Source organism: Gilvimarinus chinensis DSM 19667 (assembly GCF_000377745.1).
In the GTDB taxonomy this organism is placed as follows: Bacteria; Pseudomonadota; Gammaproteobacteria; order Pseudomonadales; family Cellvibrionaceae; genus Gilvimarinus; species Gilvimarinus chinensis.
On record NZ_KB898708.1, the window covers coordinates 116,825 to 141,130 of the forward strand.

At 50.4% G+C, this 24,306-nt stretch carries 25 protein-coding genes; all 25 read left to right on the forward strand.

Annotated features, from left to right (window positions below; translation table 11 throughout):
• Nucleotides 1–11 precede the first annotated feature (11 nt).
• The gene (gene fliG, locus D568_RS0110015; protein WP_051084051.1) at nt 12–998 is read left to right on the forward strand and encodes a flagellar motor switch protein FliG; all 987 of its coding nucleotides are present in this window, start codon (nt 12–14) and stop codon (nt 996–998) included.
• 10 nt (nt 999–1,008) lie between these two features.
• Nucleotides 1,009–1,893, forward strand: coding sequence for a flagellar assembly protein FliH (locus D568_RS19870; protein ID WP_020209468.1), 885 nt, complete (start codon nt 1,009–1,011; stop codon nt 1,891–1,893).
• A complete protein-coding gene (fliI, locus tag D568_RS0110025; protein ID WP_020209469.1) occupies nt 1,890–3,293 on the forward strand; it encodes a flagellar protein export ATPase FliI in 1,404 nt (467 codons plus the stop codon). The genes D568_RS19870 and fliI overlap by 4 nt, the downstream gene beginning before the upstream one ends.
• Before the next feature lie 10 nt (nt 3,294–3,303).
• Entirely contained in the window at nt 3,304–3,747 is a 444-nt protein-coding gene (fliJ, locus tag D568_RS0110030) for a flagellar export protein FliJ (RefSeq protein ID WP_020209470.1), read from the forward strand.
• A gap of 153 nt (nt 3,748–3,900) precedes the next feature.
• Nucleotides 3,901–4,206, forward strand: a complete 306-nt coding sequence (locus D568_RS0110035) for an STAS domain-containing protein (RefSeq protein WP_020209471.1) — start codon at nt 3,901–3,903, stop codon at nt 4,204–4,206.
• A gap of 10 nt (nt 4,207–4,216) precedes the next feature.
• Nucleotides 4,217–5,914, forward strand: a complete 1,698-nt coding sequence (locus D568_RS0110040; protein ID WP_020209472.1) for an ATP-binding SpoIIE family protein phosphatase — start codon at nt 4,217–4,219, stop codon at nt 5,912–5,914.
• A 28-nt stretch (nt 5,915–5,942) separates the two neighbouring features.
• Nucleotides 5,943–6,284 (forward strand): Hpt domain-containing protein, encoded by a 342-nt coding sequence (locus D568_RS0110045; protein ID WP_020209473.1) that lies wholly within the window; start codon nt 5,943–5,945, stop codon nt 6,282–6,284.
• Nucleotides 6,285–6,381: 97 nt separating this feature from the next.
• Nucleotides 6,382–7,887 (forward strand): flagellar hook-length control protein FliK, encoded by a 1,506-nt coding sequence (locus tag D568_RS21125; RefSeq protein WP_020209474.1) that lies wholly within the window; start codon nt 6,382–6,384, stop codon nt 7,885–7,887.
• Nucleotides 7,888–8,179: 292 nt separating this feature from the next.
• The gene (locus D568_RS0110055) at nt 8,180–8,704 is read left to right on the forward strand and encodes a flagellar basal body-associated FliL family protein (protein WP_020209475.1); all 525 of its coding nucleotides are present in this window, start codon (nt 8,180–8,182) and stop codon (nt 8,702–8,704) included.
• 11 nt (nt 8,705–8,715) lie between these two features.
• The gene (gene fliM / locus D568_RS0110060; RefSeq protein WP_020209476.1) at nt 8,716–9,723 is read left to right on the forward strand and encodes a flagellar motor switch protein FliM; all 1,008 of its coding nucleotides are present in this window, start codon (nt 8,716–8,718) and stop codon (nt 9,721–9,723) included.
• Nucleotides 9,713–10,159 (forward strand): flagellar motor switch protein FliN, encoded by a 447-nt coding sequence (gene fliN, locus D568_RS0110065; protein ID WP_020209477.1) that lies wholly within the window; start codon nt 9,713–9,715, stop codon nt 10,157–10,159. The genes fliM and fliN overlap by 11 nt, the downstream gene beginning before the upstream one ends.
• Nucleotides 10,160–10,561, forward strand: a complete 402-nt coding sequence (gene fliO, locus D568_RS0110070; RefSeq protein ID WP_020209478.1) for a flagellar biosynthetic protein FliO — start codon at nt 10,160–10,162, stop codon at nt 10,559–10,561.
• The gene (fliP, locus tag D568_RS0110075; protein ID WP_020209479.1) at nt 10,545–11,384 is read left to right on the forward strand and encodes a flagellar type III secretion system pore protein FliP; all 840 of its coding nucleotides are present in this window, start codon (nt 10,545–10,547) and stop codon (nt 11,382–11,384) included. Before fliO ends, fliP begins: the two co-directional genes overlap by 17 nt.
• A 2-nt stretch (nt 11,385–11,386) precedes the next feature.
• Nucleotides 11,387–11,656: a flagellar biosynthesis protein FliQ gene (gene fliQ, locus D568_RS0110080; protein ID WP_020209480.1), complete on the forward strand. Its 270-nt coding sequence runs from the start codon at nt 11,387–11,389 to the stop codon at nt 11,654–11,656.
• A complete protein-coding gene (gene fliR / locus D568_RS0110085) occupies nt 11,656–12,441 on the forward strand; it encodes a flagellar biosynthetic protein FliR (protein ID WP_020209481.1) in 786 nt (261 codons plus the stop codon). Before fliQ ends, fliR begins: the two co-directional genes overlap by 1 nt.
• Nucleotides 12,441–13,577 (forward strand): flagellar biosynthesis protein FlhB, encoded by a 1,137-nt coding sequence (flhB, locus tag D568_RS0110090; protein ID WP_020209482.1) that lies wholly within the window; start codon nt 12,441–12,443, stop codon nt 13,575–13,577. Before fliR ends, flhB begins: the two co-directional genes overlap by 1 nt.
• A 204-nt stretch (nt 13,578–13,781) precedes the next feature.
• Nucleotides 13,782–15,878 carry a flagellar biosynthesis protein FlhA gene (gene flhA / locus D568_RS0110095; RefSeq protein ID WP_425401965.1) on the forward strand — a complete coding sequence of 699 codons (2,097 nt, stop codon included), beginning with the start codon at nt 13,782–13,784 and terminating at the stop codon, nt 15,876–15,878.
• A gap of 14 nt (nt 15,879–15,892) precedes the next feature.
• Entirely contained in the window at nt 15,893–17,239 is a 1,347-nt protein-coding gene (gene flhF / locus D568_RS0110100) for a flagellar biosynthesis GTPase FlhF (RefSeq protein ID WP_020209484.1), read from the forward strand.
• 53 nt (nt 17,240–17,292) lie between these two features.
• On the forward strand, nt 17,293–18,120 hold the full coding sequence (locus D568_RS0110105) for a MinD/ParA family protein (protein ID WP_020209485.1): 828 nt from the start codon (nt 17,293–17,295) through the stop codon (nt 18,118–18,120).
• A 26-nt stretch (nt 18,121–18,146) separates the two neighbouring features.
• The gene (locus D568_RS0110110; protein ID WP_020209486.1) at nt 18,147–18,866 is read left to right on the forward strand and encodes an RNA polymerase sigma factor FliA; all 720 of its coding nucleotides are present in this window, start codon (nt 18,147–18,149) and stop codon (nt 18,864–18,866) included.
• A 139-nt stretch (nt 18,867–19,005) separates the two neighbouring features.
• On the forward strand, nt 19,006–19,389 hold the full coding sequence (cheY, locus tag D568_RS0110115) for a chemotaxis response regulator CheY (RefSeq protein ID WP_020209487.1): 384 nt from the start codon (nt 19,006–19,008) through the stop codon (nt 19,387–19,389).
• Between the two features lie 26 nt (nt 19,390–19,415).
• On the forward strand, nt 19,416–20,213 hold the full coding sequence (locus tag D568_RS0110120) for a protein phosphatase CheZ (RefSeq protein ID WP_020209488.1): 798 nt from the start codon (nt 19,416–19,418) through the stop codon (nt 20,211–20,213).
• 11 nt (nt 20,214–20,224) lie between these two features.
• Nucleotides 20,225–22,441 carry a chemotaxis protein CheA gene (locus D568_RS0110125; RefSeq protein ID WP_020209489.1) on the forward strand — a complete coding sequence of 739 codons (2,217 nt, stop codon included), beginning with the start codon at nt 20,225–20,227 and terminating at the stop codon, nt 22,439–22,441.
• 28 nt (nt 22,442–22,469) lie between these two features.
• On the forward strand, nt 22,470–23,564 hold the full coding sequence (locus tag D568_RS0110130; RefSeq protein WP_020209490.1) for a protein-glutamate methylesterase/protein-glutamine glutaminase: 1,095 nt from the start codon (nt 22,470–22,472) through the stop codon (nt 23,562–23,564).
• Nucleotides 23,564–24,304: a flagellar motor protein gene (locus tag D568_RS0110135; RefSeq protein WP_020209491.1), complete on the forward strand. Its 741-nt coding sequence runs from the start codon at nt 23,564–23,566 to the stop codon at nt 24,302–24,304. Before D568_RS0110130 ends, D568_RS0110135 begins: the two co-directional genes overlap by 1 nt.
• The last annotated feature ends 2 nt before the right edge of the window (nt 24,305–24,306 follow it).

Below are 24,306 nucleotides of genomic sequence, written 5' to 3' on the forward strand. Positions count from 1 at the left end.
TCGCCTCACGCATGAGTTCTGTAGACCAGGCGGCTATTTTACTGATGTCTCTGGGGGAGCGAGACGCAGCAGAGGTTCTTAAACACATGGGGCCCAAAGAAGTTCAAAGAATTGGCGCCGCGATGTCTGAGTTAAAAAATGTCCAGCAGGCCGATGTCCAGTCAGTTATGCAAAACTTTCTTGATGAGGCCCGTAATTTAACCGGGCTTGGTATGGGGGCTGATAACTATATCCGCAATATGCTTGTGGCCGCACTGGGTGAAGATAAAGCCAATTCGTTGGTAGATCGAATTCTGTTAGGAGGCAACACCACGGGACTCGATACCTTAAAGTGGATGGACGCACGTTCCGTCGCGGATATTATTCGCAATGAGCACCCTCAGATTCAAGCCATCGTAATCGCCTATTTAGACGCTGATCAGTCCGCCGAAGTCTTGACCTTTTTTACGGAAAAAGTTCGTATCGATATCATGATGCGAGTGGCTTCGCTGGATACCGTGCAACCAAGTGCCTTGCAGGAACTTAATGATATTTTAGAAAAACAGTTTTCGGGCAAAGCGGGCTCTCAGACTAAAGCTATGGGTGGCTATAAAGTTGCCGCGGAGATTATGAATCATCTGGATGGTGGCATTGAGACTGAATTGATGGATGCCATTAAAGAAGTGGATGAAGATATGGGCAGTCAAATCCAAGATTTGATGTTCGTATTTGAAAACCTAAAAGATGTTGATGATCGTGGTATTCAGGCCTTGCTGCGAGAGGTTTCATCGGAAGTGCTTATTATCGCCCTTAAAGGCGCAGACAGCGATCTACAGGAGAAAATCTTTAAAAACATGTCGAAGCGTGCGGCTGAGTTGTTGCGTGATGATCTTGAGGTAAAAGGCCCGGTACGTGTGTCTGAAGTAGAGGCAGCGCAAAAAGAAATACTCACCACAGCACGCCGTATGGCTGACGCCGGAGAAATAGTGCTTGGCGGTGGTGGCGAGCAAATGCTGTAGGTGGCCTTAGATGAGCGAAAAAAAAGCCCCTAACCGTATACCTGCCGCCGATGCTGAGGCTTGGCAGTCTTGGGCTATGCCGGCCATTGACGATGACGGCAAAGTAATCAATGCACACCAGAAGCATCAAAAACAAGACGTTGAGCAGGAAGAGAGCATTGAAGACGTCGAGGTGGAGGAGTTACCCCAAGGTGGCTTAACCGCGGATGAGCTTGAAGCCATCGTACGTGAGGCCGAGCTGGAAGGCTTTGCCAAAGGGCGCGAAGAGGGCTTTAAGAAAGGTTACGATGATGGTTTCGAGTCTGGGCAGCACAAAGGATCTTTGGAAATGCGTCAGCAATTGGTGGCTGAGCAGCAAACCTTTCAGGGACTCGCCGAAGCGTTATTCAACCCCATTGGTGAGCAAGACGAACGCCTAGAGACTTTAATTCTAGAAACGATCTGTCGCTTGTCGCGTGCAGTGGTCCAACGCGAATTAACCACGCAACCCAACGATATCGTTAAGCTAGTGAAATCGGCGGTTCAGGCATTACCGGCTGGGCGAGATCACCTTACCGTTTATCTTAACCCTCAAGATGCCGATCAAATCGAGCAATACGCACAAGAGCATAACCTGGATTGGACGTTTCACGCCGACGCTGAACTGGCCGCAGGCGGCGCCAAAGTCGTGACCCGTGACAGCGTAGTAGATTGTTCCTTGGAGCGCAGGCTGGAGGAAGTTATCGATAGGTTTTTGTCGCAGCAAGAAGTGGACGAACAAACTTCCGATGAGCAGTTGTTTGCAGCTCGTGGCGCTGCAGATGAATCGCGAACGGAAGCTGTCGACACAGAAACATCAGCTCCAGTAGATTCTGAGCAGGCCTTTGACGCCAACGAGCAAGATTCCCTCCCATGAGCAGCCGCCGCGATCTCTGGTATCGTCTTCGCCCTTATTTGCCGAATCCTTCTGAAGTGGTTCCAGAGGCAGAAGGAAAGTTAGTCCGCTCGGTAGGGCTGACTCTTGAAGCGGTGGGATTAAGTGTTTCCGTGGGGCGTCAATGTGTGGTGTGCTCGCGTGATGGCCGTAAGGTAGAGGCTGAAGTAGTAGGTTTCGCGGGGGCGAGTATTTTTTTGATGCCGGTAAAACGCGTTGAGGGGCTTGAGCCTGGTGCCCGAGTAATTCCTTTAGCCCACAGTTCCGCTATGCGCATCGGCTTACAAACTTTGGGCCGAGTCATCAACGGTTTAGGTCAGCCATTGGATGGTCTTGGCCCACTGCAAGGCGGTGAATTTCTCGATGCGCACCCGCGCGACATTAACCCCCTGAAGCGCCACCCCATCAGCGAGCCGCTGGATGTGGGTATTCGCGCAATCAATGCCTTGGTAACGGTCGGGCGCGGTCAGCGTATGGGGCTGTTTGCCGGTAGTGGTGTGGGTAAAAGTGTGCTGATGGGCATGATGACCAAGTACACAACCGCCGACGTGGTGGTCGTAGGGCTTGTGGGGGAGCGCGGCCGCGAAGTAAAAGAGTTTATTGACCATATTCTTGGCCCCGAGGGTATGCAGCGTGCTGTGGTGGTGGCGTCCCCGGCCGATGACGCCCCCCTGATGCGTTTGCGAGCGTCACAACTGGCGAGTCGGGTGGCCGAATATTACCGTGACCAAGGCTTAAACGTCTTGCTGCTGATGGATTCGCTTACCCGGTTTGCCCAGGCGCAACGGGAGATATCTCTGGCCATTGGGGAGCCCCCGGCGACTAAAGGTTACCCACCTTCGGTATTTGCAAAGATTCCAGAGCTGGTGGAGCGAGCCGGTAACGCGGCAGAGGGGGAGGGGTCAATTACCGCATTTTATACTGTGTTAACAGAGGGGGATGACTTACAAGATCCGATTGCGGATTCTGCACGTGCGATTTTGGATGGACATATTGTTTTGTCTCGTACCTTGGCCGAGGAAGGGGTGTACCCAGCCATTGATATCGAGGCCTCTATTAGTCGAGCGATGCCCAATATTGTGCCGACCGAGCATTTACAGTTAATGCAATCGTTCAAACAAATGTTATCGCGCTACAATCAAAATCGAGACCTGATTACCATTGGTGCCTACAGTGCTGGATCAGACCCGCTAACCGACCAGGCCATCGAGAAATTTCCCAAGTTGCGGGCCTTTATTCAACAGGGGCTTCAGGAGTCGGTTCACATGCCCGAATCCATGAATAACCTGCGTGCTTTACTTGCCCCGGTGCAATCAAAAGGGGGCAGCCCTCTAGCGGCGGCACATAATAAGACGCCAGCCAATAAAAACGCATCGACCTAATTAAGCTGCCATGACCAAAAAGCGATCCAAACGTTTGGGTGTAGTGCTCATGTTAGCTGAGCGGCATGAGCAGGAGGCGGCAGACTACCTGGCTAAGCATCAGGCAATGGTTGAAGAGCAGCGTCAAAAAGCTCTTGAACTGGTTCAATACCGTAGTGGTTATGTCGAGCAGTATGCCAGTAGCAAAACAGGTATGAGACCTGATGATTTAATGCGTTATAGTCAGTTTATTCAGCAGCTAGGAGAGGCGATTAATCAGCAAGAGCGTGCCGTTGAGCAGCTAACTGAACAATTGCTAAAGCTGCGGCAACACTGGCACGGACAACATTTACGTCGCCGAGCCATCGAAGATTTAATCGTTCGGTTGAGAAAAGGCGAAGATGCGCTCGCCGAGCGACAACTGCAAAAACAGTTGGACGATATGGCTCAGGCTTCAGGTAGGAAGCCCTTATAACAGGCACATATTCCACATGTTAGACCTATTGTTTATCCACAAAATGGTCTATTCTAGCTTTTGCTACTCACTGAAAATATAAGAAAAAGTGGTAGATCGTCATGGGGCAACCCAACCAAGGAACTTCCTAGTGAAACAATAAAGGGGCAGGTTATGACTGTAACGTCTACATTATCTGGAGATGGCTCGGAACTGCAGGTAGTCATTAAAGGGCGTTTTGATTTTAGCTCACACCAAGACTTTCGTGGCACCTATGAAAACCTTCCCCAAAAACCCAGCCGATACATCATTGATATGCAGGATACGGCTTATTTGGACAGCTCGGCGTTAGGGATGCTGTTGCTATTGAGGGACTACGCGGGCGGGGACAATTCAGACATCCAGATCATTAACACCAGTGCTGATGTTAAGCGCATATTAACCATTTCCAATTTTGAACAGCTGTTTAGTATCAGCTAGGCGCTAGTTCATGTTAGACGACAGCGCCATTACTGTACTGGTCGCTGATGATACTGACACAGATCGGTTGATTCTGGAGGCTATCGTTCGCAAAGAAGGCCATAACGTTATCAGCGTTCGTGATGGCCGCGAAGCAGTGGAAGAGTTTGAAAAGTGCCGACCAGACATAGTCCTGCTGGATGCACTCATGCCAGAACTGGATGGTTTTGAGGCGGCTAAACAAATCAAGGCGCTCGCCGGAGAAGAGCTGATTCCCATCATTTTTTTGACCTCGCTGACAGATACCCCATCGCTGGTGAAGTGTCTTGAAGCGGGTGGAGATGACTTTCTCTCAAAGCCCTATAACCGAGTGATCTTGCAAGCCAAGATACGGGCTTTCTACCGTATGCGCACCATGAATCGGACCATGCTCGAGCAGCGCGACCAGATCGCTCGCCACAATGAGCATTTTTTACAGGAGCAAACGGTTGCTAAGCAGGTGTTCGACAATATCACCAGCGGTGGAAATTTAAACAGTTCGTGCCTGCGTTATTTTATGTCGCCTTTGGCGGTTTTCAACGGTGATGTCATGGTAGCGGCAAGTACACCGGCCGGAAATTTAATGGTGTTGTTAGGGGATTTTACCGGTCACGGTTTACCAGCTGCCATTGGCGCTATGCCGCTGGCGACTACTTTTTACGGCATGGTCGGTAAAGGGTATTCCATGTCGGATATTCTGGCGGAAATAAACGGTAAGCTAAAAAGTATTTTGCCGGTGGGCTTGTTTTGCTGCGCCACGATGGTCGATGTGAATTTCCGCAAAAATACTGTTCGGGTTTGGAATGGTGGGCTGCCCGCTGCCTACATTTACCGCTTGGGTGGTTCTATCGAACAAGTTAAATCCAACCATTTACCGTTGGGCATATTAGCAACTAAAGACTTTAAAGCTGACGCGGCGCTTTTTCAGTTGCATGAGGGAGAACGTTTATACCTTTGGTCTGATGGAATTCATGAATCCAGAAACTCTGACGGTGAAATGTTTGGCGAAGAGCGAATTTTGGCGGCATTCGCTCGTAATGAATCTCGACAGTGCATGTTTGATGAGTTGTTGGCCAAAGTTAAAGGTTTTGTGGGCGAGGGGGAAAAAAGTGATGACGTATCACTCATTGAGATACTGATGGCACCCTCTGATATTAAGCCAATCGGTCCGACCTCTTCAGCTCACGAGCCGTCGCGATTAGCTGAGTGGAGTTTACTGTTTGAAGTAAAACCGTCGAGTTTCGCAATTTTCGATCCACTGCCGATGTTGCTCAGCGTGTTGCTTGAAGTGCCAGGCTTACGTAATCACAGTGGGACACTGTATACCGTGCTTTCCGAGCTTTACAGTAATGCGTTAGAGCATGGGGTCTTACAGCTTGACTCCACAATGAAAGCAGACCCTCAGGGGTTTGACCGTTACTATCAGTTGCGAAAATCTCGAACGGAGGAGGTAAAAGAAGGCTATATTCGAATTACGCTCGCACACCAAACTTTTGCTGAAGGTGGGTGTCTGCAAGTTACGGTGGAGGATAGCGGTCCGGGTTTCGATGTCGACCGCTTGAAACCTGAAGTGAGCAATGATTACAGTGGACGCGGCCTAACGCTGGTAGAGTCTCTATGTGACAGTCTTGAATATCATAAGCCGGGCAATCGAGTGTGTGCCACCTACCGCTGGCGCATGGACGATTAGGCTTTAAATCGTAAACAGGAGGTTACCCTTGTCTAGCTCTCAGCTTATTGACCATGACGCCCTGGCAGCGCTGCGCGAGGTAATGGACGAGGATTTTATTCAGCTGATTGAAACCTTTGTCAGTGATTCACACGCTAAAATAAATACCATGCAGCGAGCGTTAGCCGCCGGACAGAGCGACGAGCTTAGACGCGCCGCACACAGCTTGAAAGGCAGCTCTTCCAATATTGGCGCATCGGGGTTAATGAACACCTGCAGGCAAATAGAAGAGCGCGCTGCCGCCTCCGAGTTGCGGGGCTTAGAGCATTTACTGGTCGATTTACAAAGCGAATTTTCGCAAGTGAAACAACAGCTGGAAATTTACTGTTAACCTCTTTGGCATCGCTTTTGCTGATTACTCCTTAGTACCTCAATAAACCTCTGCCGGCGGCTAAGTGTTGCCGCTTTGATACAGGAGTGATCGGATAATGGCCGATACCACACTGCTTAATGCCCTTTCACCCCGCCCAAGTGCCGGGCTTAAAACAGAGCCTGGCAACCAGCGCGATGGTTCTGCCGATCCCTTTTCCAGCGTTTTAAATACGGTTCATCAGAGTAAGTCTTCTAAACAGGGCGAGATACGGCGCGATTTACCCCAGCGCAACGCCCAGACGGAATCGACGAGAAACGACAGGAAGGCTGCTCAGTCTCAGCCGTCCAGTGAGGCCTCAGGCGCTCAAAAGCTCGATGGAGGCTCTGGTGCGCCTTCAAACGACAAAGCGGGTGCAGCGCCTGCCGCTAATGACGATGAATCAGGCATCCCTCTTACCGATGAGCAGCGCGAGGCGTTTGAATCCTTGCCCCAAGAACAGCAAGATGAACTGAAAGCGCTGGCTCCCGAGCGCATGGCCGACATACTGCAAATGATGGTGGCCCAGCAGCAGAGTTCCTCTGCGATGGCCCCAGAAGTGGACGCCATTCTTGCGGATTTGTCCGATGCCGATCTTGAGCGTTTACAAGGCATCCTGAACGATCTGGCTCGCGTGTTTGGGGCGGAGGGCTCACTCGAGGACAAGTTGTCGCAGGCGCAACAGATTATCGATGAGCAGCTTAACGGCTCGCCATTAGCCGGTATTTTAACTCAGCAGCTCGGTGATATTGTGGCCAGTTCTGACAAGTCTGGCGCCGAGGCTCTGGCCCAGTGGTTGGCCGGTGCTCAATTGGTCGTGGCGCAGCAGAGCAGCGCTCAGCATCAAAACAAACCTCTGGCGACATCAACATCATTTACTGGCAGTTCAGCGGATATCGCCAGCGGTGCCGACAATCTTGTCAAGCTAACCACAATCGAACAGACGCCGGAAGGGCTGGATTTGGCGTTAGAGTCAGGCAAACTTCTGGAGGCCGCTAAAGTTGCAGACACCGGCAAGTTTAGCGAAGTGGCCAAACTGCATAATTTATTTTCCGCCCGCGGCAACGAGGAGGGTGTTATTTCAACCACTAATGCATCCGCGCTGTTAACCTCCGCGCAAAAACTGGCCGCCAGCAGCGAACAGGCGCCGGTGCTGCAAAGCCAATTAGGTACTCGTTTTGGTACGGGTGCCTGGGGCGATGCGGTAGGGCAAAAAATTCTGTGGATGGCAAAGCAAAATATCACCACCGCTGAGCTTCGCCTAGACCCTCCGGACCTGGGCCCGATGCAAGTAAGGGTCAGTGTGCAAAATGATCAGGCCCAGATCACTTTTACCAGCCAGCAGACAGTGGTTCGAGAAGCGCTGGATCAAAACGCCTTCAGATTGCGCGAAATGCTTGCCGAGCAGGGAATGACACAAGTTGACGTCAATGTGTCTGGCCAGGGGCAGCAGGGTGGTGAGAATGGATCGAGGGAGGCGGAGGGTGGTTCAGAGCCTGCCTTAGCGTCCGCTGATATTGAGGAGCCCGGCGAACCGTCAGTGCTCAATTCGTCGGTGGTTCGACTGATTGATCAATATGCCTAGTCAGACGTGTGCTCTAGAAAGAGCAGCCTAGCAATTCTTTTGGCCCCGCATGCATCGCCATCGCAGCTTGGCTGATGCTAGAGCGCGGACCTCGCAACAAATGCTATAAAAGCCCTCTCCGTAAGTGGGGGCTTTTATGTTTTCTTGCTTTTCTTACTCAGTGGCACTCCATTCTTAGTGTCTAATTGTCCCGCTCGCTTGCCTCGGCTACACTCTGCCCATGCCAATGGCACGAGCTTTGCTGTTGGGTATCAAAAAGCCTAAATGCGCGTAAGAGTGACGGATAATTGACATGGCGGAAAATGAGCAGGAAGAACAGCAGGCCGAAAACGGCGGTGAGCAGGAGCAGCCGAAGAAGAAAAAGAAGTGGCTGATACTGGGATTAATTTTACTCTTGCTTGTGGGCTTGTCCGTTGCTGCAACACTCTACTTTCTCGGCTTTTTTAGCGAGCCCGAAACCGAAGAAGTGGTGGCCGAAGAAACTCCTGTAGAGGTGCAGGCAGCCATTTACTACCCACTCAAGCCAGAGTTTATTACTAACTTCGAGGTTAGGGGGCGTCAACGTTTTATGCAGGTGGAAATGACGCTGATGCTTCGTGAGAACGATGTGGTTCCTGCTTTAGAGTTACACATGCCAGCGATTCGCAACGCCTTAGTTATGCTCGTTCGGGGGCAGAGCTATGAAGCATTACAAACCCCAGAGGGCAAAGAGCTGTTACGCCAGCAAGCGCTGTTTGAAATTCAGGACGTGCTGCAACAAGAGATTGGCAAGCCGGGTATAGAGCAGGTGTTATTTACTAATTTAGTGCTGCAATAGGGGCGGGTTCTGTGCAGGATTTATTAACACAAGATGAAATTGATGCGCTCTTACATGGTGTTGACGAGGGCGATATCGATACCGAGTCGGATCAGGATCCGGGTGCGGTTAAGTCCTACGATCTAACGAGCCAAGATCGTATTGTTCGAGGTCGTATGCCGACCTTGGAAATGATTAACGAGCGGTTTGCACGCTATACGCGTATCAGCATGTTTAACATGCTACGCCGTACCGCCGATGTTTCGGTGGGCGGCATTCAAATTCAAAAGTTTGGTGAGTATGTGCATACCCTGTATGTGCCGACCAGTTTAAATATGGTGAAGTTCAGACCGCTGCGCGGTACGGCTTTAATCATTTTAGACGCTCGCTTGGTGTTTAAGTTGGTGGACAACTTTTTTGGTGGCGATGGCCGGCACGCCAAGATCGAAGGCCGTGAATTCACCCCGACTGAGCTGCGTGTGGTACAGATGGTATTGAATCAGGTATTCGTCGATCTTGGCGAGGCCTGGAAGGCTGTCATGCCTATTGAGTTTGAGTACATCAATTCAGAGGTGAACCCGTCTCTGGCTAATATTGTTAGCCCCAGTGAGGTTGTTGTCGTCAGCACCTTTCATATCGAACTTGACGGGGGCGGTGGTGATTTACATCTGACCATACCGTATTCCATGATTGAGCCCATTCGTGAAGTGTTGGATGCGGGTTTGCAAAGCGACAGCGACGAACAGGATGAGCGCTGGGTGAAAGCGTTGCGCGAAGATGTGTTGAGCGCACAAGTCGATCTTGAGTGTGAAATCGCCAACCGAGAGATTCCTTTACGCGACATTGTTGATTTGGACGTAGGCGATATTATTCCGATCGAATTTCCCGACCACCATGTACTTACGGCCAATGGGGTACCCGTTTTTAGAACCCAGCTGGGGCAACACAAAGGCAATCTCGCGTTGAAAATTAACGATTTTATTGATCACAGTAGCGCTTATAACATTACCGCTGCTGAAGGAGGCAAGCATGGCAAATGATGATATTGATAACAACACAGACCCCGAGTTGGATCAGGATGCCATGGCCGATGAATGGGCTGCAGCAATGCAGGAACAAGAAACGGTTGATGAAGCTCAGGACCAGGGCGATACGGACATGGCAAGCGCTATGGCGCTTAATGAGTTAGAAAACGAAGGCTCACCGCGAGAAGTCGGACCCGAGCTGGATTTAATTTTAGATATTCCTGTGTCCATTTCGATGGAAGTTGGCAGTACTTCAATTACCATTCGCAACCTGTTACAGCTCAATCAGGGCTCTGTCATAGAGCTTGATCGCCTGGCAGGTGAGCCTTTGGATGTTAAAGTGAATGGAACCTTGATCGCCCACGGAGAAGTGGTGGTGGTCAACGAGAAGTTTGGCATCCGGATGACGGATGTTATCAGTCCGTCTGAACGCATTAAGAAATTGCGCTAAATGTTGTTATTGCTAACCACGGCTGCAGCGGCGAGTGAACCTGTTCAAGTTAAAGCCGGTGGTGCCGCACAGTTGTTCTCGGTTTTCTTGGGGCTGGCAGCGGTAATTGCGCTGATCTTTATTCTCGCCTGGTTGGTAAAGCGTACAGGCGGCGGGTGGGTGAAATCCCAGCATTTGAAGGTTGTCGCCAGCGTTGCACTCGGTACCCGCGAAAGGCTGATCTTAGTGGATGCTGGAGGCACGCAACTATTGCTTGGCGTCACCGCGCACTCGATTAACCAGCTGCATGTGTTTGCCGAACCTATTGTTTCGGACGATGAGGCATCTTCACCTGATTTCGCCGCAAAGTTAGCCGAATTTTTGCCGCAAAAACGAGAAAAAAATAATGACGCGGGTCACTGAAAAACGAAGCAACATCACAGCTTTTTTAACGGTTTTGACCCTGTTCCTACTGGTGTTTACGCACCCGGTATCCGCCCAAAACGCTACTGAAACAGCGCCCAGTGGCTTGGCAGAATCTGTAGAGCAGGGTGCTTTGCCGGCTATTCCTGGACTGCCCGCGCTTACGGTGTCTACCAATGCCGACGGCGAGCAGGAGTACACGGTAACCCTGCAAATTCTTGCCATCATGACCATGCTGACATTCTTGCCAGCCTTGCTCATGATGATGACCTCTTTTACCCGCATCATTATTGTTTTTGCTATTTTACGCCAGGCTTTGGGCCTGCAGCAGTCGCCGTCAAACCAGATATTGATCGGTTTATCGCTGTTTTTAACGCTGTTTATTATGAAACCGGTGCTGGAGGAGGTGAACGCCAATGCCCTGCAACCCTACATCGCCAGTGAAATATCAGCGCAGCAAGCACTGGCGGAGGCGTCGCGGCCGTTTCACGAGTTTATGCTGGCGCAGACGCGTGAAAGTGATATAGCGTTGTTTGTCGGCATCGCCGGTAACGAGCAGATTCAATCCCCTGAAGAGACGCCATTTTCGATTTTAGTGCCCGCGTTTGTAACCAGCGAATTAAAAACGGCGTTTCAAATCGGCTTTATTATTTTTATACCGTTTTTGGTGATTGATATTGTGGTGGCCAGTGTGTTGATGGCCATGGGGATGATGATGCTGTCACCCTTGATTGTATCCTTGCCGTTTAAAATTATGCTGTTTGTGCTCGTGGACGGCTGGGCGATGATAATTGGCACCTTGGCGGCAAGCTTCGGAGTTTAACAATGACCCCAGAGATTGCACTCAGCTTATTCGCCGAAGGGATTTACCTAACCGTGGTGATGGTGTTGGTCATCGTTGGGCCAAGTCTTGCCGTGGGTTTGGTGGTGAGTATGTTCCAAGCGGCCACACAAATTAATGAGCAAACCCTCAGTTTTTTGCCTCGCTTAATCGTCATGTTGATCACGATTATGATTGCCGGGCCCTGGATGGTCTCTGAGTTGATGGACTTTTTTGATCGACTGTTCAACAGCATTCCCGGATTAATCGGCTAATGGAAACGCTGGCGCTTTCAGACGACCAGCTTATGCGTTTTCTTGCGCAGTACCTGTGGCCGCTTTTTCGTATTGCTGCGCTGTTTATGGCAGCGCCGGTCATAGGTGCAAGAACGGTTACCGCTCGTGTTCGTGTCTTGCTTGCCTTGTTTATCACCCTGTTAGTGGCGCCAATGCTGCCCGAGCCGCCGGCTGTTGATTTTTTAAGCCTGGATGCGCTCATGATTATCGTTACTGAGGTAGTCATTGGTTTAGCTTTGGGCTTTGCTTTTCAGGTCGCTATGCATATTTTTGTTTTGTCGGGGCAGCTGGTAGCGATGAAAATGGGGCTTGGCTTTGCCTCTATGAACGATCCTTCCAACGGCATTTCGGTCACCGTGCTGTCGCAGTTTTATTTATTGCTTTCCACCGTTTTGTTTTTGATTTTTGACGGTCATTTATTAATCATCAATTTAATTGTGGCCAGTTTTACCAGTATGCCCATGGGAAGTGAAGGGCTCGGTGCGGCGGAGTTTATTCAAATCGCCAGTATGGGAAGCTGGATGTTCAGTGCGGCGTTGGTGTTTGTATTACCGCTTTTTACGGCGCTGCTCGTCATCAATATGGCGTTTGGTGTAATGAACCGTTCCGCACCGCAAATTAATGTATTTACCGTGGGTTTTCCCATCACTCTGATTTTTGGCTTGTTCTTTATGTGGGTCAGCCTTGTGGCTTTTTTGCCCTATTTTGAGCAGGTTTTTGCCGATATGTCATCCATTGGTCGTTTACTGATGAGGTTGAATTAGTGGCAGAGGGCGGTGATAGCAGTCAGGAAAAAACGGAAGAACCCAGTGCGCGAAAGCTCGAAAAGGCCCGTGAAGACGGCCAGATACCCCGTTCGCGCGACCTGACCACTACCTTTATTTTACTGGCCGGTGCGATTGGATTAACCGTATTTGCACAAACCATCGGCAGTGCAATGGCGGGCTTGTCGGTCAATAACTTTACCTTGTCGCGAACTGAGGCCTTTGATACCGAGGCGATGTTCGCGCATTTGGTCAGCTCGTTCTACGACGGACTAATGGCGTTGGTGCCTTTAATGGTGCTGCTGTTACTTGCCTCTATTATTGGACCTATTGCCCTTGGCGGGTGGCTGTTAAGCGCCAAAGCTATGGCGCCCAAGGCGAGCCGGATGAATCCGATTGCCGGCCTGAAAAGAATGTTTTCGGTGAAGGCCTTAATAGAGCTGGCCAAGTCGGTTGCCAAGGTTGCTATTGTAATGATTGTAGCGATAGCCGCATTGCTGTTTTGGCAGCAGGATATGTTGCAGCTGGCGGCCCAGGAAACGGAAGTGGGCGTTATACAGTCTTTGCAAATCAGCGCCTATGCGACCATTGCTATGGCCGCTGTTACCGTCTTGGTTGCGGCGATTGATGTGCCTTTTCAGATATGGGACCACATCAAAAAGTTAAAAATGTCGCATCAGGAATTAAAGGACGAGCACAAAGATACTGAGGGTAAGCCCGAGGTGAAAGGGCGTATTCGTCAGTTACAGCGGGAAATGGCCCAGCGGCGGATGATGTCGCAGGTGCCGGAGGCGGATGTGGTCATTACCAACCCGACGCATTACTCGGTGGCTTTGAAGTATGACCCGGAAAATATGGGCACGCCGATCCTATTGGCCAAAGGGGTGGACCATACGGCACTCAAAATTCGCGAAATAGCCGGCGCGCACAAAATCGAAGTGATTCAGTCGCCGATGCTCGCGCGTTCCATCTACCACACTACAGACATCGACGAAGAAATTCCGGCAGGCCTGTATATGGCCGTCGCGCAAGTGCTCGCCTATGTGTTTGGCCTGCGTAACTATCGGCGCGGGCAGGGCGAAAGACCGGTTTATCCGCGCAATATCTCCGTTCCTCGAGATTTACAGTTTGATTAATGATCACCGATAAAAATTAACACCACGTAAAGCTCTTTTGGGTACGCTTTTTGCCATAGTCAGCGGTAACACCGCAAAGCGTCAAAAAAACGTATATCTATGGCATTTTCTTTCGGGCAAATTAATAAATCCAACAGCAAAGCAGCACTTTTGCAGCTAAAGGGCTTGGGGCAGGGGAATATTGGTATTCCCATTCTGCTGATTATGCTGTTGGGGATGATGATTCTGCCCATGCCAGCCTTTATGCTGGATGCCTTTTTTACCTTCAATATTGCCTTATCCATCGTGGTGTTGTTGGTCGGCGTTTACGCACTTCGCCCATTGGATTTTGCGGCTTTTCCCACCATTTTGCTTGTAGCAACCCTACTGCGCCTTGCTCTTAATGTGGCCTCCACCCGCGTTGTTCTGCTGAACGGCCACGAAGGTGGTGATGCCGCAGGTAAAGTGATTCAGGCATTTGGTGAAGTGGTTATTGGCGGAAACTACGCTGTCGGTCTGGTTGTGTTTCTGATACTGATGATCATCAACTTTGTGGTGGTGACAAAGGGTGCGGGCCGGATTTCCGAGGTGAGCGCGCGCTTTACCTTGGACGCTATGCCCGGTAAGCAGATGGCGATTGACGCCGATTTGAACGCTGGGTTAATTGATCAGGAAGAAGCGCGCCGTCGCCGTGAAGACGTCGCCAGCGAGGCAGATTTTTACGGTGCGATGGACGGTGCCAGTAAGTTTGTGCGCGGTGATGCAATTGCCGGCATTTTGATTTTGGCGATCAATATCATCGGCGGGCTGGGCGTGGGCATGGTGCAGCATAATCTCGAGTTTAGCGATGCCCTGGAGAAATACATCTTGCTTACCATTGGTGATGGCCTGGTTGCGCAAATCCCGTCGCTGATGCTTTCTACCGCTACCGCTATTTTGGTGACTCGAGTTAACAGCTCGCAGGACATGCGCTCGCAGGTGATGTCGCAGATGTTCGACTCGCCAAAGGCTTTAAGCATCGCTGCGGGCATGCTCTTTATTATGGGTGTGATTCCCGGCATGCCCCATATAGCCTTTTTGGGCTTGGCGATCTTATGCGCGGCGCTTGCTTACTACATTTATTGGCGCAAGCAACAGCCTGAAGCGGTTGAGGATGATTACTTTCCGAGTGGCGGTGCTGCACGAGCCGCTCCAGCTGGCCCTGCGCCAGCGTCCCCAGGGGGGGCTCCTCAGTCGCCTGCGGCCTTACCTCCCAGTGAAAATGTTGAACTCAATTGGGATGATGTTCAACCAGTGGATGTGATCGGCTTGGAAGTTGGTTATCGTTTGATTCCCATGGTAGATAAGTCGCAAGGCGGCGCGTTGCTCGGCAGAATTAAAGGGGTGCGCAAAAAGCTCTCTCAAGAGATGGGTTTTTTGATTCCTACCGTGCACATTCGCGATAACCTGGAACTGGTCCCCAATGGCTATCGAATCAGCTTAATGGGGGTTACCGCCGCTGAGGCGGAGGTTCACCCAGATCGCGAACTGGCCATTAACCCGGGGCAGGTGTTCGGAGATTTGGACGGAATCAAAACCAAAGACCCCGCCTTTGGCCTGGATGCAATTTGGATTAATGCCAGTCAAAAAGAGCAGGCGCAAACCTTGGGTTACACCGTCGTCGACGCCAGCACCGTGGTTGCCACTCACCTCAACCAAATACTGCACCAGCATGTCCACGAATTGATCGGCCACGAAGACGTCCAAAAGCTGTTGGATATGCTCGCTAAAACCTCTCCTAAGTTGGTGGAAGAGCTGGTTCCCAATACCGTCAACCTCAATACATTGTTGCGTGTACTGCAGAACCTACTGCGAGAAAAAGTGGCGGTTCGTGATATCCGGAGTATCGCCGAAGCTTTGGCGGGGCAGTCCGGTAAGAGTCAAGATCCCGCCGCTCTGACGGCTATAGCCCGCGTGGCTCTTGCAAGGCAAATCGTTCAAAGCATCAATGGTACCGCGGCTGAACTGCCTGTTGTTACCTTAAACCCCCAGTTGGAACAGTTGTTGCTGAGTACCGTTCAGCAAGCTCAAAAAGCTGGCGCCGACGACAGCGCTTTCGTTGAGCCAGCTCTGGCAGAAAAGCTGCAGCGCTCATTGGCCGCGGCAGGGCAAAAGCAGGAAATGGCAGGTAAGCCACAGGTATTACTGGTAGCAGCGCCACTGCGACAGATGATGGTTCGTTTTTGTCGCCACAGTGTGCCGGATATGCACGTACTGGCATATACCGAAGTGCCAGACAACAAACAGATTACGATTGATGCATCGGTCAGTGCCGATGGCTAGGCGGGAGATAACACATGCAGGTTAAACGCTTTGTTGCCAAAGATATGCGCAGGGCTCTGGAGATGGTACGCCAAGCTCTTGGCGAGGACGCTATTATCCATTCCAGCCGTCGTGTGAAAGAGGGGGTGGAGCTTTTAACGAGTGTGGCCGGATCAGAACCGGTGGCTGCAGAACCCGCGGAAATGTCGCAGCCCTCCCCAGTCGAAACGGAGGTTAGCTCCAGTGTTTCGAAAAGTGGTCGAGAAATTGCCGCCGATATCGAACTGGCAAGCCAGCGGCTTGCCGCCAAAGAGTTAGCTGATGCATCCGCAGATGAGTACCTGCGTAAAAATCAGGTAGTCAATGCGGGGATTCGTGTCAATACAGCGCGCCAGAGGCCCATCACACCTTCACATAACATCGATGTAGCCAGCCAGAGTGCGGCAGAGCGGTACGGCCTGCTGCCACAAGAACCGCAAACCACCTCTGGCGATGAGATTGAGTTGCTGCATGAAGAAATTGCGCAAATGCGTTCACTGCTGGAAGAGCAGTTAAAGCGATTAAGTGGGACTCACACAGCGCCGGCTAACCGGCAAACCAGTGCCTTAAGTCAACGGTTAGAGCGCTTAGGGTTCAGCGGTAATTTTATCAATGAAATATTGGAGCGCCCATTGCGCCAACAGTTGTTGGCTAAAGCGTGGCCCGAAACTATGGCGCGCGTTGCGCACACCATCCCTGTTGTCGACGACGATATTACGGCTAACGGGGGGGTGTTTGCTTTAGTGGGCCCGACAGGTGCTGGTAAAACTACAACCGTAGCGAAGCTTGCTGCGCGTTATGTGATGCAGCACGGCGCTGATCAGGTGGCATTGATCACCAGTGATACCCTGCGACTGGGTGGCCAGGATCAACTGCGATCTATAGCCCGTATTCTTCAGGTGCCGCTGCGGTTAGTTGATGAAAACAACAGCCTTTCTACCGTCCTACGAAGTGTGCGAAATTGTTCTTTAGTGTTAATTGATACGGCGGGACTACGCGCTGGCGACCCTGACTTAAAAGCGCAGATGGAGCCTCTTGCCAACATCAGCCGTGTGCAAAGTCTGCTGGTGATGCCTGCTAATAGTCAGGCTCAGGTTTTAAAAGCGGCGATGCATTCTTACCAGGCCGCTGATCTAAAAGCCTGTATCATTACCAAGCTGGATGAGGCCGCCAGTTTAGGAGAAGCCTTGGAGTGTACGATGCAAGCTGGGCTGCCAATAGCCTATACTTGCGATGGCCAGGATGTACCTGATGATATTGATTTAGCTCGTGGTCACAAATTGATCGCCAAGGCGGTCCAGTTGGCACAGCAGGTGTCTGATCGACAGGCAGTGAGCGGATAAAGTTAATTTTGGCCTATTGTTGGTACAGCATAGGCGTCTAAGAGAGTAAAAGAATGAGTCAAAATCGCCCCGTACAGGTAATTGCAGTCTCTGGAGGTAAAGGGGGGGTAGGTAAAAGCAATATTTCGGTAAATCTCAGTATTGCTCTGGCTAATATGCGTCGTCGCGTGGTGCTAATGGATGCAGATTTGGGGTTGGCCAATATCGATGTGCTTCTTGGGCTCTCGCCTAAACATACCCTGGCGGATGTGTTGGCTGGAAAGTGTTCGCTACCTGAAATTCTGATGGCTGGCCCGGGCGGAATTAAAATTGTGCCTGCAGCTTCCGGTGTACAGCGGATGGCCGAGTTAAGTTCGCAAGAGCACGCAGGCGTGATCAGTGCTTTTAGCGATTTAAGTGATCAAGTTGATGTATTAGTTATAGACACAGCCGCGGGCATCTCAGACACCGTGCTCAGTTTTGTCCGTGCAGCCAATGAAACCTTGGTTGTAGTGTGCGATGAGCCATCTTCCATAACGGACGCTTACGCACTGATCAAACTGTTAAATAAAGAATATGACCTGCAACGCTTTCGGGTTGTCGCGAATATGACCCGCACCAGCGGGGAAGGTCAATTAATGTTCAATAAACTTAACTCCGTCTGTGAGCGCTTTTTAGATGTGGCTCTACAGTATGTAGGTCAAATTCCTTTTGATGAAAATGTACGACATGCGGTGCAGCGTCAAAAGGCCTTATTGGACTTTGCACCTAACTGTAAAGCCTCTTTGGCACTGCGCGAGCTGGCAAAAAAAGTTGACAATTGGCCGTTACCTTCGGCCCCTTCAGGTAAGCTAGAGTTTTTTGTGGAGCGATTACTGCAGGCGGCCGGATCGGAGTATTAACAGTGAACGTGGCAAGTGGGCTAGCTATGTACAGTGAAGCACGAGCGCAGGGCAGTGATATACAGGTCGAAGAGTACGCTGACCTCGTTAAACGTATTGCTCATCATATGATGTTAAGAATGCCGGCAAGTGTTCAGGTAGATGATCTAATTCAAGCCGGAATGATAGGGCTTATTGAAGCCTCACAAAAATATGATGGCTCTAAAGGGGCCAGCTTTGAAACTTATGCAGGCATCCGAATTCGAGGGGCTATAGTAGATGAAATGCGCCGCGGTGATTGGGCGCCAAGGTCTGTGCACCGCAATGCACGCCGAGTCAGTGACGCTATTGCCCGGGTAGAGGCTCGAGAAGGCCGTGACGCTGAAGACGCTGAAGTCGCCAATGAGCTGGGGGTAGATCTTGATGAATATCATGCGATGTTGCGTGATACTAATTCAAGCCGCCTGTTTAGCTATGAAGAAACGTTCGCCGACGACGCCAGTGCCACACTTGTAGGGGAGGGTGGCGAATTTATCAATCCTCAGGATGGTTTTGCCCGAGACAGCTTGAAAAAATCACTGGCGCAGGCTATTGGCCAGCTTCCAGAAAGAGAGAAAATGGTGTTGGCTCTTTATTATGATGAAGAGCTTAACTTAAAAGAAATTGGTCAAATATTAGGCGTTAGCGAGTCTCGCGTGAGTCAAATACACTCTCAGGCCGCCGGTCGCTTAAGGGCCAGAATGGTCGATTGGCGCTCAGAAGATTGACCGCTACGCTAAATCCCAGTACTTTTCAGCCGATAACACTGTTTAGCGGAAAATTGTGCCATGAGACACAAGGTCAACGTGGCAAAACTCTAGACTTATTACTAACGCAACTTCCCGCCTGGGTTAGATGGAGGCAGCATTGGACAAGAATATGAAAATTCTCATTGTCGATGACTTTTCGACAATGCGACGAATTATAAAGAACTTGTTACGAGATTTAGGATTTACCAACACACACGAAGCAGACGATGGCGTTACAGCATTGCCAATGCTGAAAAGCGGTGGTTTTGACTTCTTGGTGACCGATTGGAATATGCCGGGCATGAGCGGTATTGACCTCCTCAAAGCGGTGCGTGCCGATGAGAAGCTCGCTTCTCTACCGGTTTTGATGGTCACTGCTGAAGCTAAAAGAGACCAGATCGTTGAGGCCGCCCAAGCTGGAGTTAATGGTTATGTGGTTAAACCGTTTACCGCGGCTGCTCTGAAAGAGAAAATTGAAAAAATATTCGAACGGGTAGGTTGATCCAACCATAACAACAAGGCACTGCCATGACTTCTGAGATTCAAGAGCACGACAACAGCCTGTTCGTCCAAGAGCTGCAAGAAAGTGCCAGTTTGCTGGTAGAAAAACTGCAAGATAATAATTTTGATGAGGCATCCAAGTTAATACAGGCGATTATGGAGTCTCGTGATAAGCATTTATATCAGTCGGTAGGGCGTCTGACTCGCGGGCTTCACAATGCCATCGTTAACTTCAATGTTGATGGAGATTTAAGCAAAGAACCGCCCGATATAGAGCGATCAGAAATTCGTGATGCGACGGATAGGCTGAAATATGTAATCGAACTCACTCAAAAAGCTGCCGACAAAACCATGGATATGGTAGAGGAGGCCGCTCCAATTGCGATGAATTTGGGGCAAGAGGCCAACTCTCTGCGGACCGAGTGGACACGTTTACGAAGTGGCGAAATGAGCGCGGACGAGTTTCGCAGCCTCTACACCCGTATGGATGACTTTCTCGGTCAAATGGAAAGTGGCACCGAACGTCTGGGACATAATCTACAGGAAATTATTCTTGAGCAGGGGTTTCAGGATCTTACTGGCCAAGTGTTAAAGCGTGTAATGGGGCTGATTGAAGAGGTAGAGCAAGACCTTGTCAGCCTTGTCCGAATCGCGGGGCAAGTAGAAGAAATTACAGGTTTGAACTTTGAGGCCGATACAGAGGGAAACACTAAGGTTGTCGATAATAAGAGAAATGGTGAAGGCCCACAAATTAACGCTGATAAAGCCGATGTGGTCTCCAACCAGGATGAAGTAGACGATTTGCTCTCCAGTCTCGGGTTTTAGAGGAATAGTACATGGGTTTCGGTGATGACGAAGATATTCTCCAGGACTTTTTGGTGGAGGCTGGAGAGATTCTGGAAAACCTCTCCGAGCAATTGGTGGAGCTGGAACGCCGTCCTGACGATAAAGACCTGTTGAATGCGATTTTTAGAGGTTTTCATACCGTAAAAGGTGGTGCGGGTTTTCTGCAGTTAACGGCCATGGTTGAATGCTGCCATGTGACCGAAAACCTCTTTGACATACTCCGTAATGGTAAGCGTCAGGTAACGCCAGAGTTAATGGATGTTGTGCTTCAAGCGCTGGACGTGGTTAATCAGCAGTTTGACCAAGTGTCTCATCGTGAACCACTTTCCCCTCCTGCCCCAGAGCTTATTCACACCTTAGAACGATTAGTGGCCTGTGAAGATTTGCAGTCTTCCGAACCTGAAGCCGTTTTATCTGAAGCGGTTGCCAGCGAGGAGTTACCCGCTGAGTCAAGCTCAGATTCAACGGTTCGCGGCGGAAGCGACATTACGGATCAAGAGTTTAACGAACTGCTTGATGCGTTGTCCCCGTCAGGCGCCTCGTCTGAGGCAGAGAGTTCGAATTCGGGTGATGATATCTCCGAAGATGAGTTTGAAGCTCTTCTGGATCAACTTCATGGCCAAGGTAAGGCGCCCGGCACAGGCAATGATTCCGGCGGCACTGCAGCCAGTTCTAGTGACGACATCAGCGATGATGAATTTGAGGCTCTATTGGATGAGCTGCACGGTGCAGGAAAAGGGCCTGCTGGTCAGGTGCAAGCAAAAGCCTCTGCCGCTGAGTCAAAGCCTGAACCCCCAGCCGCTAAAAACGATATTTCAGATGATGAATTTGAAGCTCTGTTGGATCAGCTTCATGGTAAAGGCAAGGGGCCTTCAGGACATGACGCTAATGGCGAGCCTCAACAAGCCGCAGCTTCGGCCGGGGCGGTAAAAGCTCAACCCAAGCCAGAAACAGACAAAAAGAGCAATGAACCTGTTCAGGCGCCTGGCCCGGCGGCAACTAAGCCCCGGAGCGAGCGTGAGGCAGGGCCTCAAGTAGAGACCACAGTACGGGTCGATACCCAGCGGTTGGACGAAATCATGAATATGGTGGGCGAGCTGGTGCTGGTGCGCAACCGGTTGGTTCGCCTGGGCGATAGTGCGCAAAATGAAGCGCTCAGCAAAGCGGTGTCTAATTTAGATGTCGTAACTGCCGATCTGCAGACATCTGTAATGAAAACGCGCATGCAGCCGATCAAAAAAGTGTTTGGTCGTTTTCCGCGGGTGGTGCGTGATTTGGCGCGCAACCTGAAAAAAGACATTAACCTTGAGTTGGTCGGTGAAGATACAGATTTAGATAAAAACCTTGTGGAAGCATTGGCCGACCCGCTGGTGCATTTGGTGCGCAACTCCGTTGACCATGGTATTGAGCTGCCTGAAGTTCGCGAGGCAAATGGTAAACCCCGCCAAGGTCGAGTTGTTTTGGCCGCAGAGCAAGAGGGCGATCACATATTGCTCTCAATCACCGACGACGGCGCCGGTATGGACCCAGACAAACTGCGTCGTATCGCCGTGGATAAAGGCTTGTTTGACGAGGATACAGTCCAGCGGTTATCCGACAGCGAAGCATTTGATTTGATTTTCGCTCCAGGATTTTCCACCAAAAAAGAAATCTCCGACGTTTCAGGGCGCGGCGTGGGGATGGACGTCGTCAAAACGAAAATTACTCAACTTAATGGCTCGATCGAAATTCAATCGACGATGGGTGAAGGCACAAGGTTTAATATCAAAGTACCGCTTACCCTCGCAATAATGCCCACCCTTATGATTATGCTGGCAAGCCAAACATTCGCTTTGCCATTGGTCAGTGTGAATGAAATTTTTCACATGGACCTGCGCAAGTCGCATATTGTAGATGGGCAGGAGTGTGTAGCGGTACGTGACCAAGCAATCCCCATCTTCTATTTGAAAAACTGGTTGGTGGCTGGTGAATATGTGTCAGCCAAATCCATGCAGGAAGGACACGTTGTTATTGTTTCTGTAGGAACTCGACGTGTGGGCTTTGTTGTAGATCAGTTAATTGGCCAAGAAGAAGTGGTTATTAAGCCGTTAGGTAAAATGCTGCAGGGCACACCGGGTATGGCTGGCGCCACAATAACCGGCGATGGCACTATTGCGCTTATCTTGGACGTGCCGAGCCTGTTAAAGCACTACTCGGCTGGCGCATAACCGGGCCTAGAATTTTTGGAGATTAAGCATGCCCGTACGGGTCTTAATTGTAGATGATTCGCATTTTTTTCAGACCCGTCTAAAAGAGATAATTGGTCAGAATGCGAATCTTGAAGTGGTTGGTGTCGCCAGTAATGGCCGAGAAGGTGTGGAGAAGGCCAAACAGCTAAAACCAGACATTATCACCATGGATTTTGAAATGCCTGTGATGGACGGTGTCACCGCTGTACGTCATATCATGGCCGATCATCCTACGCCAATTCTGATGTTTTCATCTTTGACTTACGAAGGTGCGAGAATAACGCTCGATGCTCTTGCTGCGGGGGCGTTAGATTTTATTCCGAAAGACTTTGCTGAGGTTTCCCGCAACTCGATAAGCCTAACGCAAAAACTGCACGAACGATTATTGACGCTGGCTCAGCAGGGGAAGGGGCAGAGCAACCAGGTAACAGTGAAGCCTGCCGAGCCTGAAATTAACTTCAACCAGACTTCTCCGTCGGTGGCACCAAGGTCAATAGCTTCTGTGTCGCGCACGGCTGTGGCTCGCTCAGCCGTTAAACCTAATGTGGTAATTATTGGCGCATCTACCGGTGGGCCCGTAGCTTTAACCGAGGTGCTCACAAAATTACCCGCTCGCTTCCCAACCCCCGTGTTGTTGGTTCAACACATGCCAGAAAACTTCACCAAAGCTTTTGCTGAACGTTTAAATAAGCAGTGTGCAATTGAGGTTAGAGAGGCAGTAGATGGCGATATACTAAGACCCGGATTAGCGCTGCTCGCTCCTGGCGGAAAACAGCTTATGCTGGATAAACGTGGCGGTGGTCAAGTCAAGGTTGTACCCGATGATGCCAGAGTTAACTATAAGCCCAGTCTGGATATCACCTTTGGCTCTGCCGCTAATGCTTATGGAAATAGAGTGCTAGGGGTTGTTTTGACCGGCATGGGGTCTGATGGCTGTAAAGGGGCAGAGTTATTAAAACAGCGCGGTGCCACTATCTGGAGCCAGGATGAGGCCAGTTGCGTCATTTACGGTATGCCAATGGCCGTTGCCCGGGCGAAGCTTACGGATAAAGTCCTACCACTGAAAGAGATCGGGCCGGCTATCGCAAAAGAGGTGCGGTGATGGACTTACTCAGCGTTGTCGGCGTTATCATAGGTTTTGCTGCCATTATTGGCGGGAATTTTATCGAGGGTGGCTCACTCTCATCGCTTCTGAACTTTCCCGCTGCATTGATCGTTTTTGGCGGTACGTTAGGTGCAGCAATGCTCCAGACGCCGCGAGATACTCTTCAGTATGCTATTTCAATGTTTTCATGGGTATTTATTCCGCCTGCTGTAGACTTTTCCGCGGGTGTAAAAAAGCTTATTGGCTGGTCGGAAGTTGCGCGTAAAGAAGGCTTGCTGGGGCTGGAGCGTGTCGCCGATGAGGAAAAAGAGGTTTTTGCACGCAAAGCACTTGAATTGATGGTTGATGGAAGCTCCCCTGATACGATTAGGCGGGTTCTTGAGGCCGATATGCTACTGCACGAGCAGCGCCAGATGGATGCTGTGCGAGTATACGAAAGCATGGGGGGCTATGCGCCAACTATTGGTATTATTGGCGCAGTTATGGGGCTTATTCATGTCATGCGTAATCTGGCGGACCCGGATCAGTTAGGCCCGGGTATTGCTGTAGCATTTGTCGCCACCATATACGGCGTAGCTTTAGCTAATTTATTTTTGTTGCCCATTGCAAATAAGCTACGGCAATGCGTAGACAGAGACATCAGGTATCACGAACTATTTATTGAAGGTAGCATGGGGGTCGCTGATGGTGAAAATCCCAAGGCTATTGAGATAAAATTAAACGGTTATCTGCGATAGTC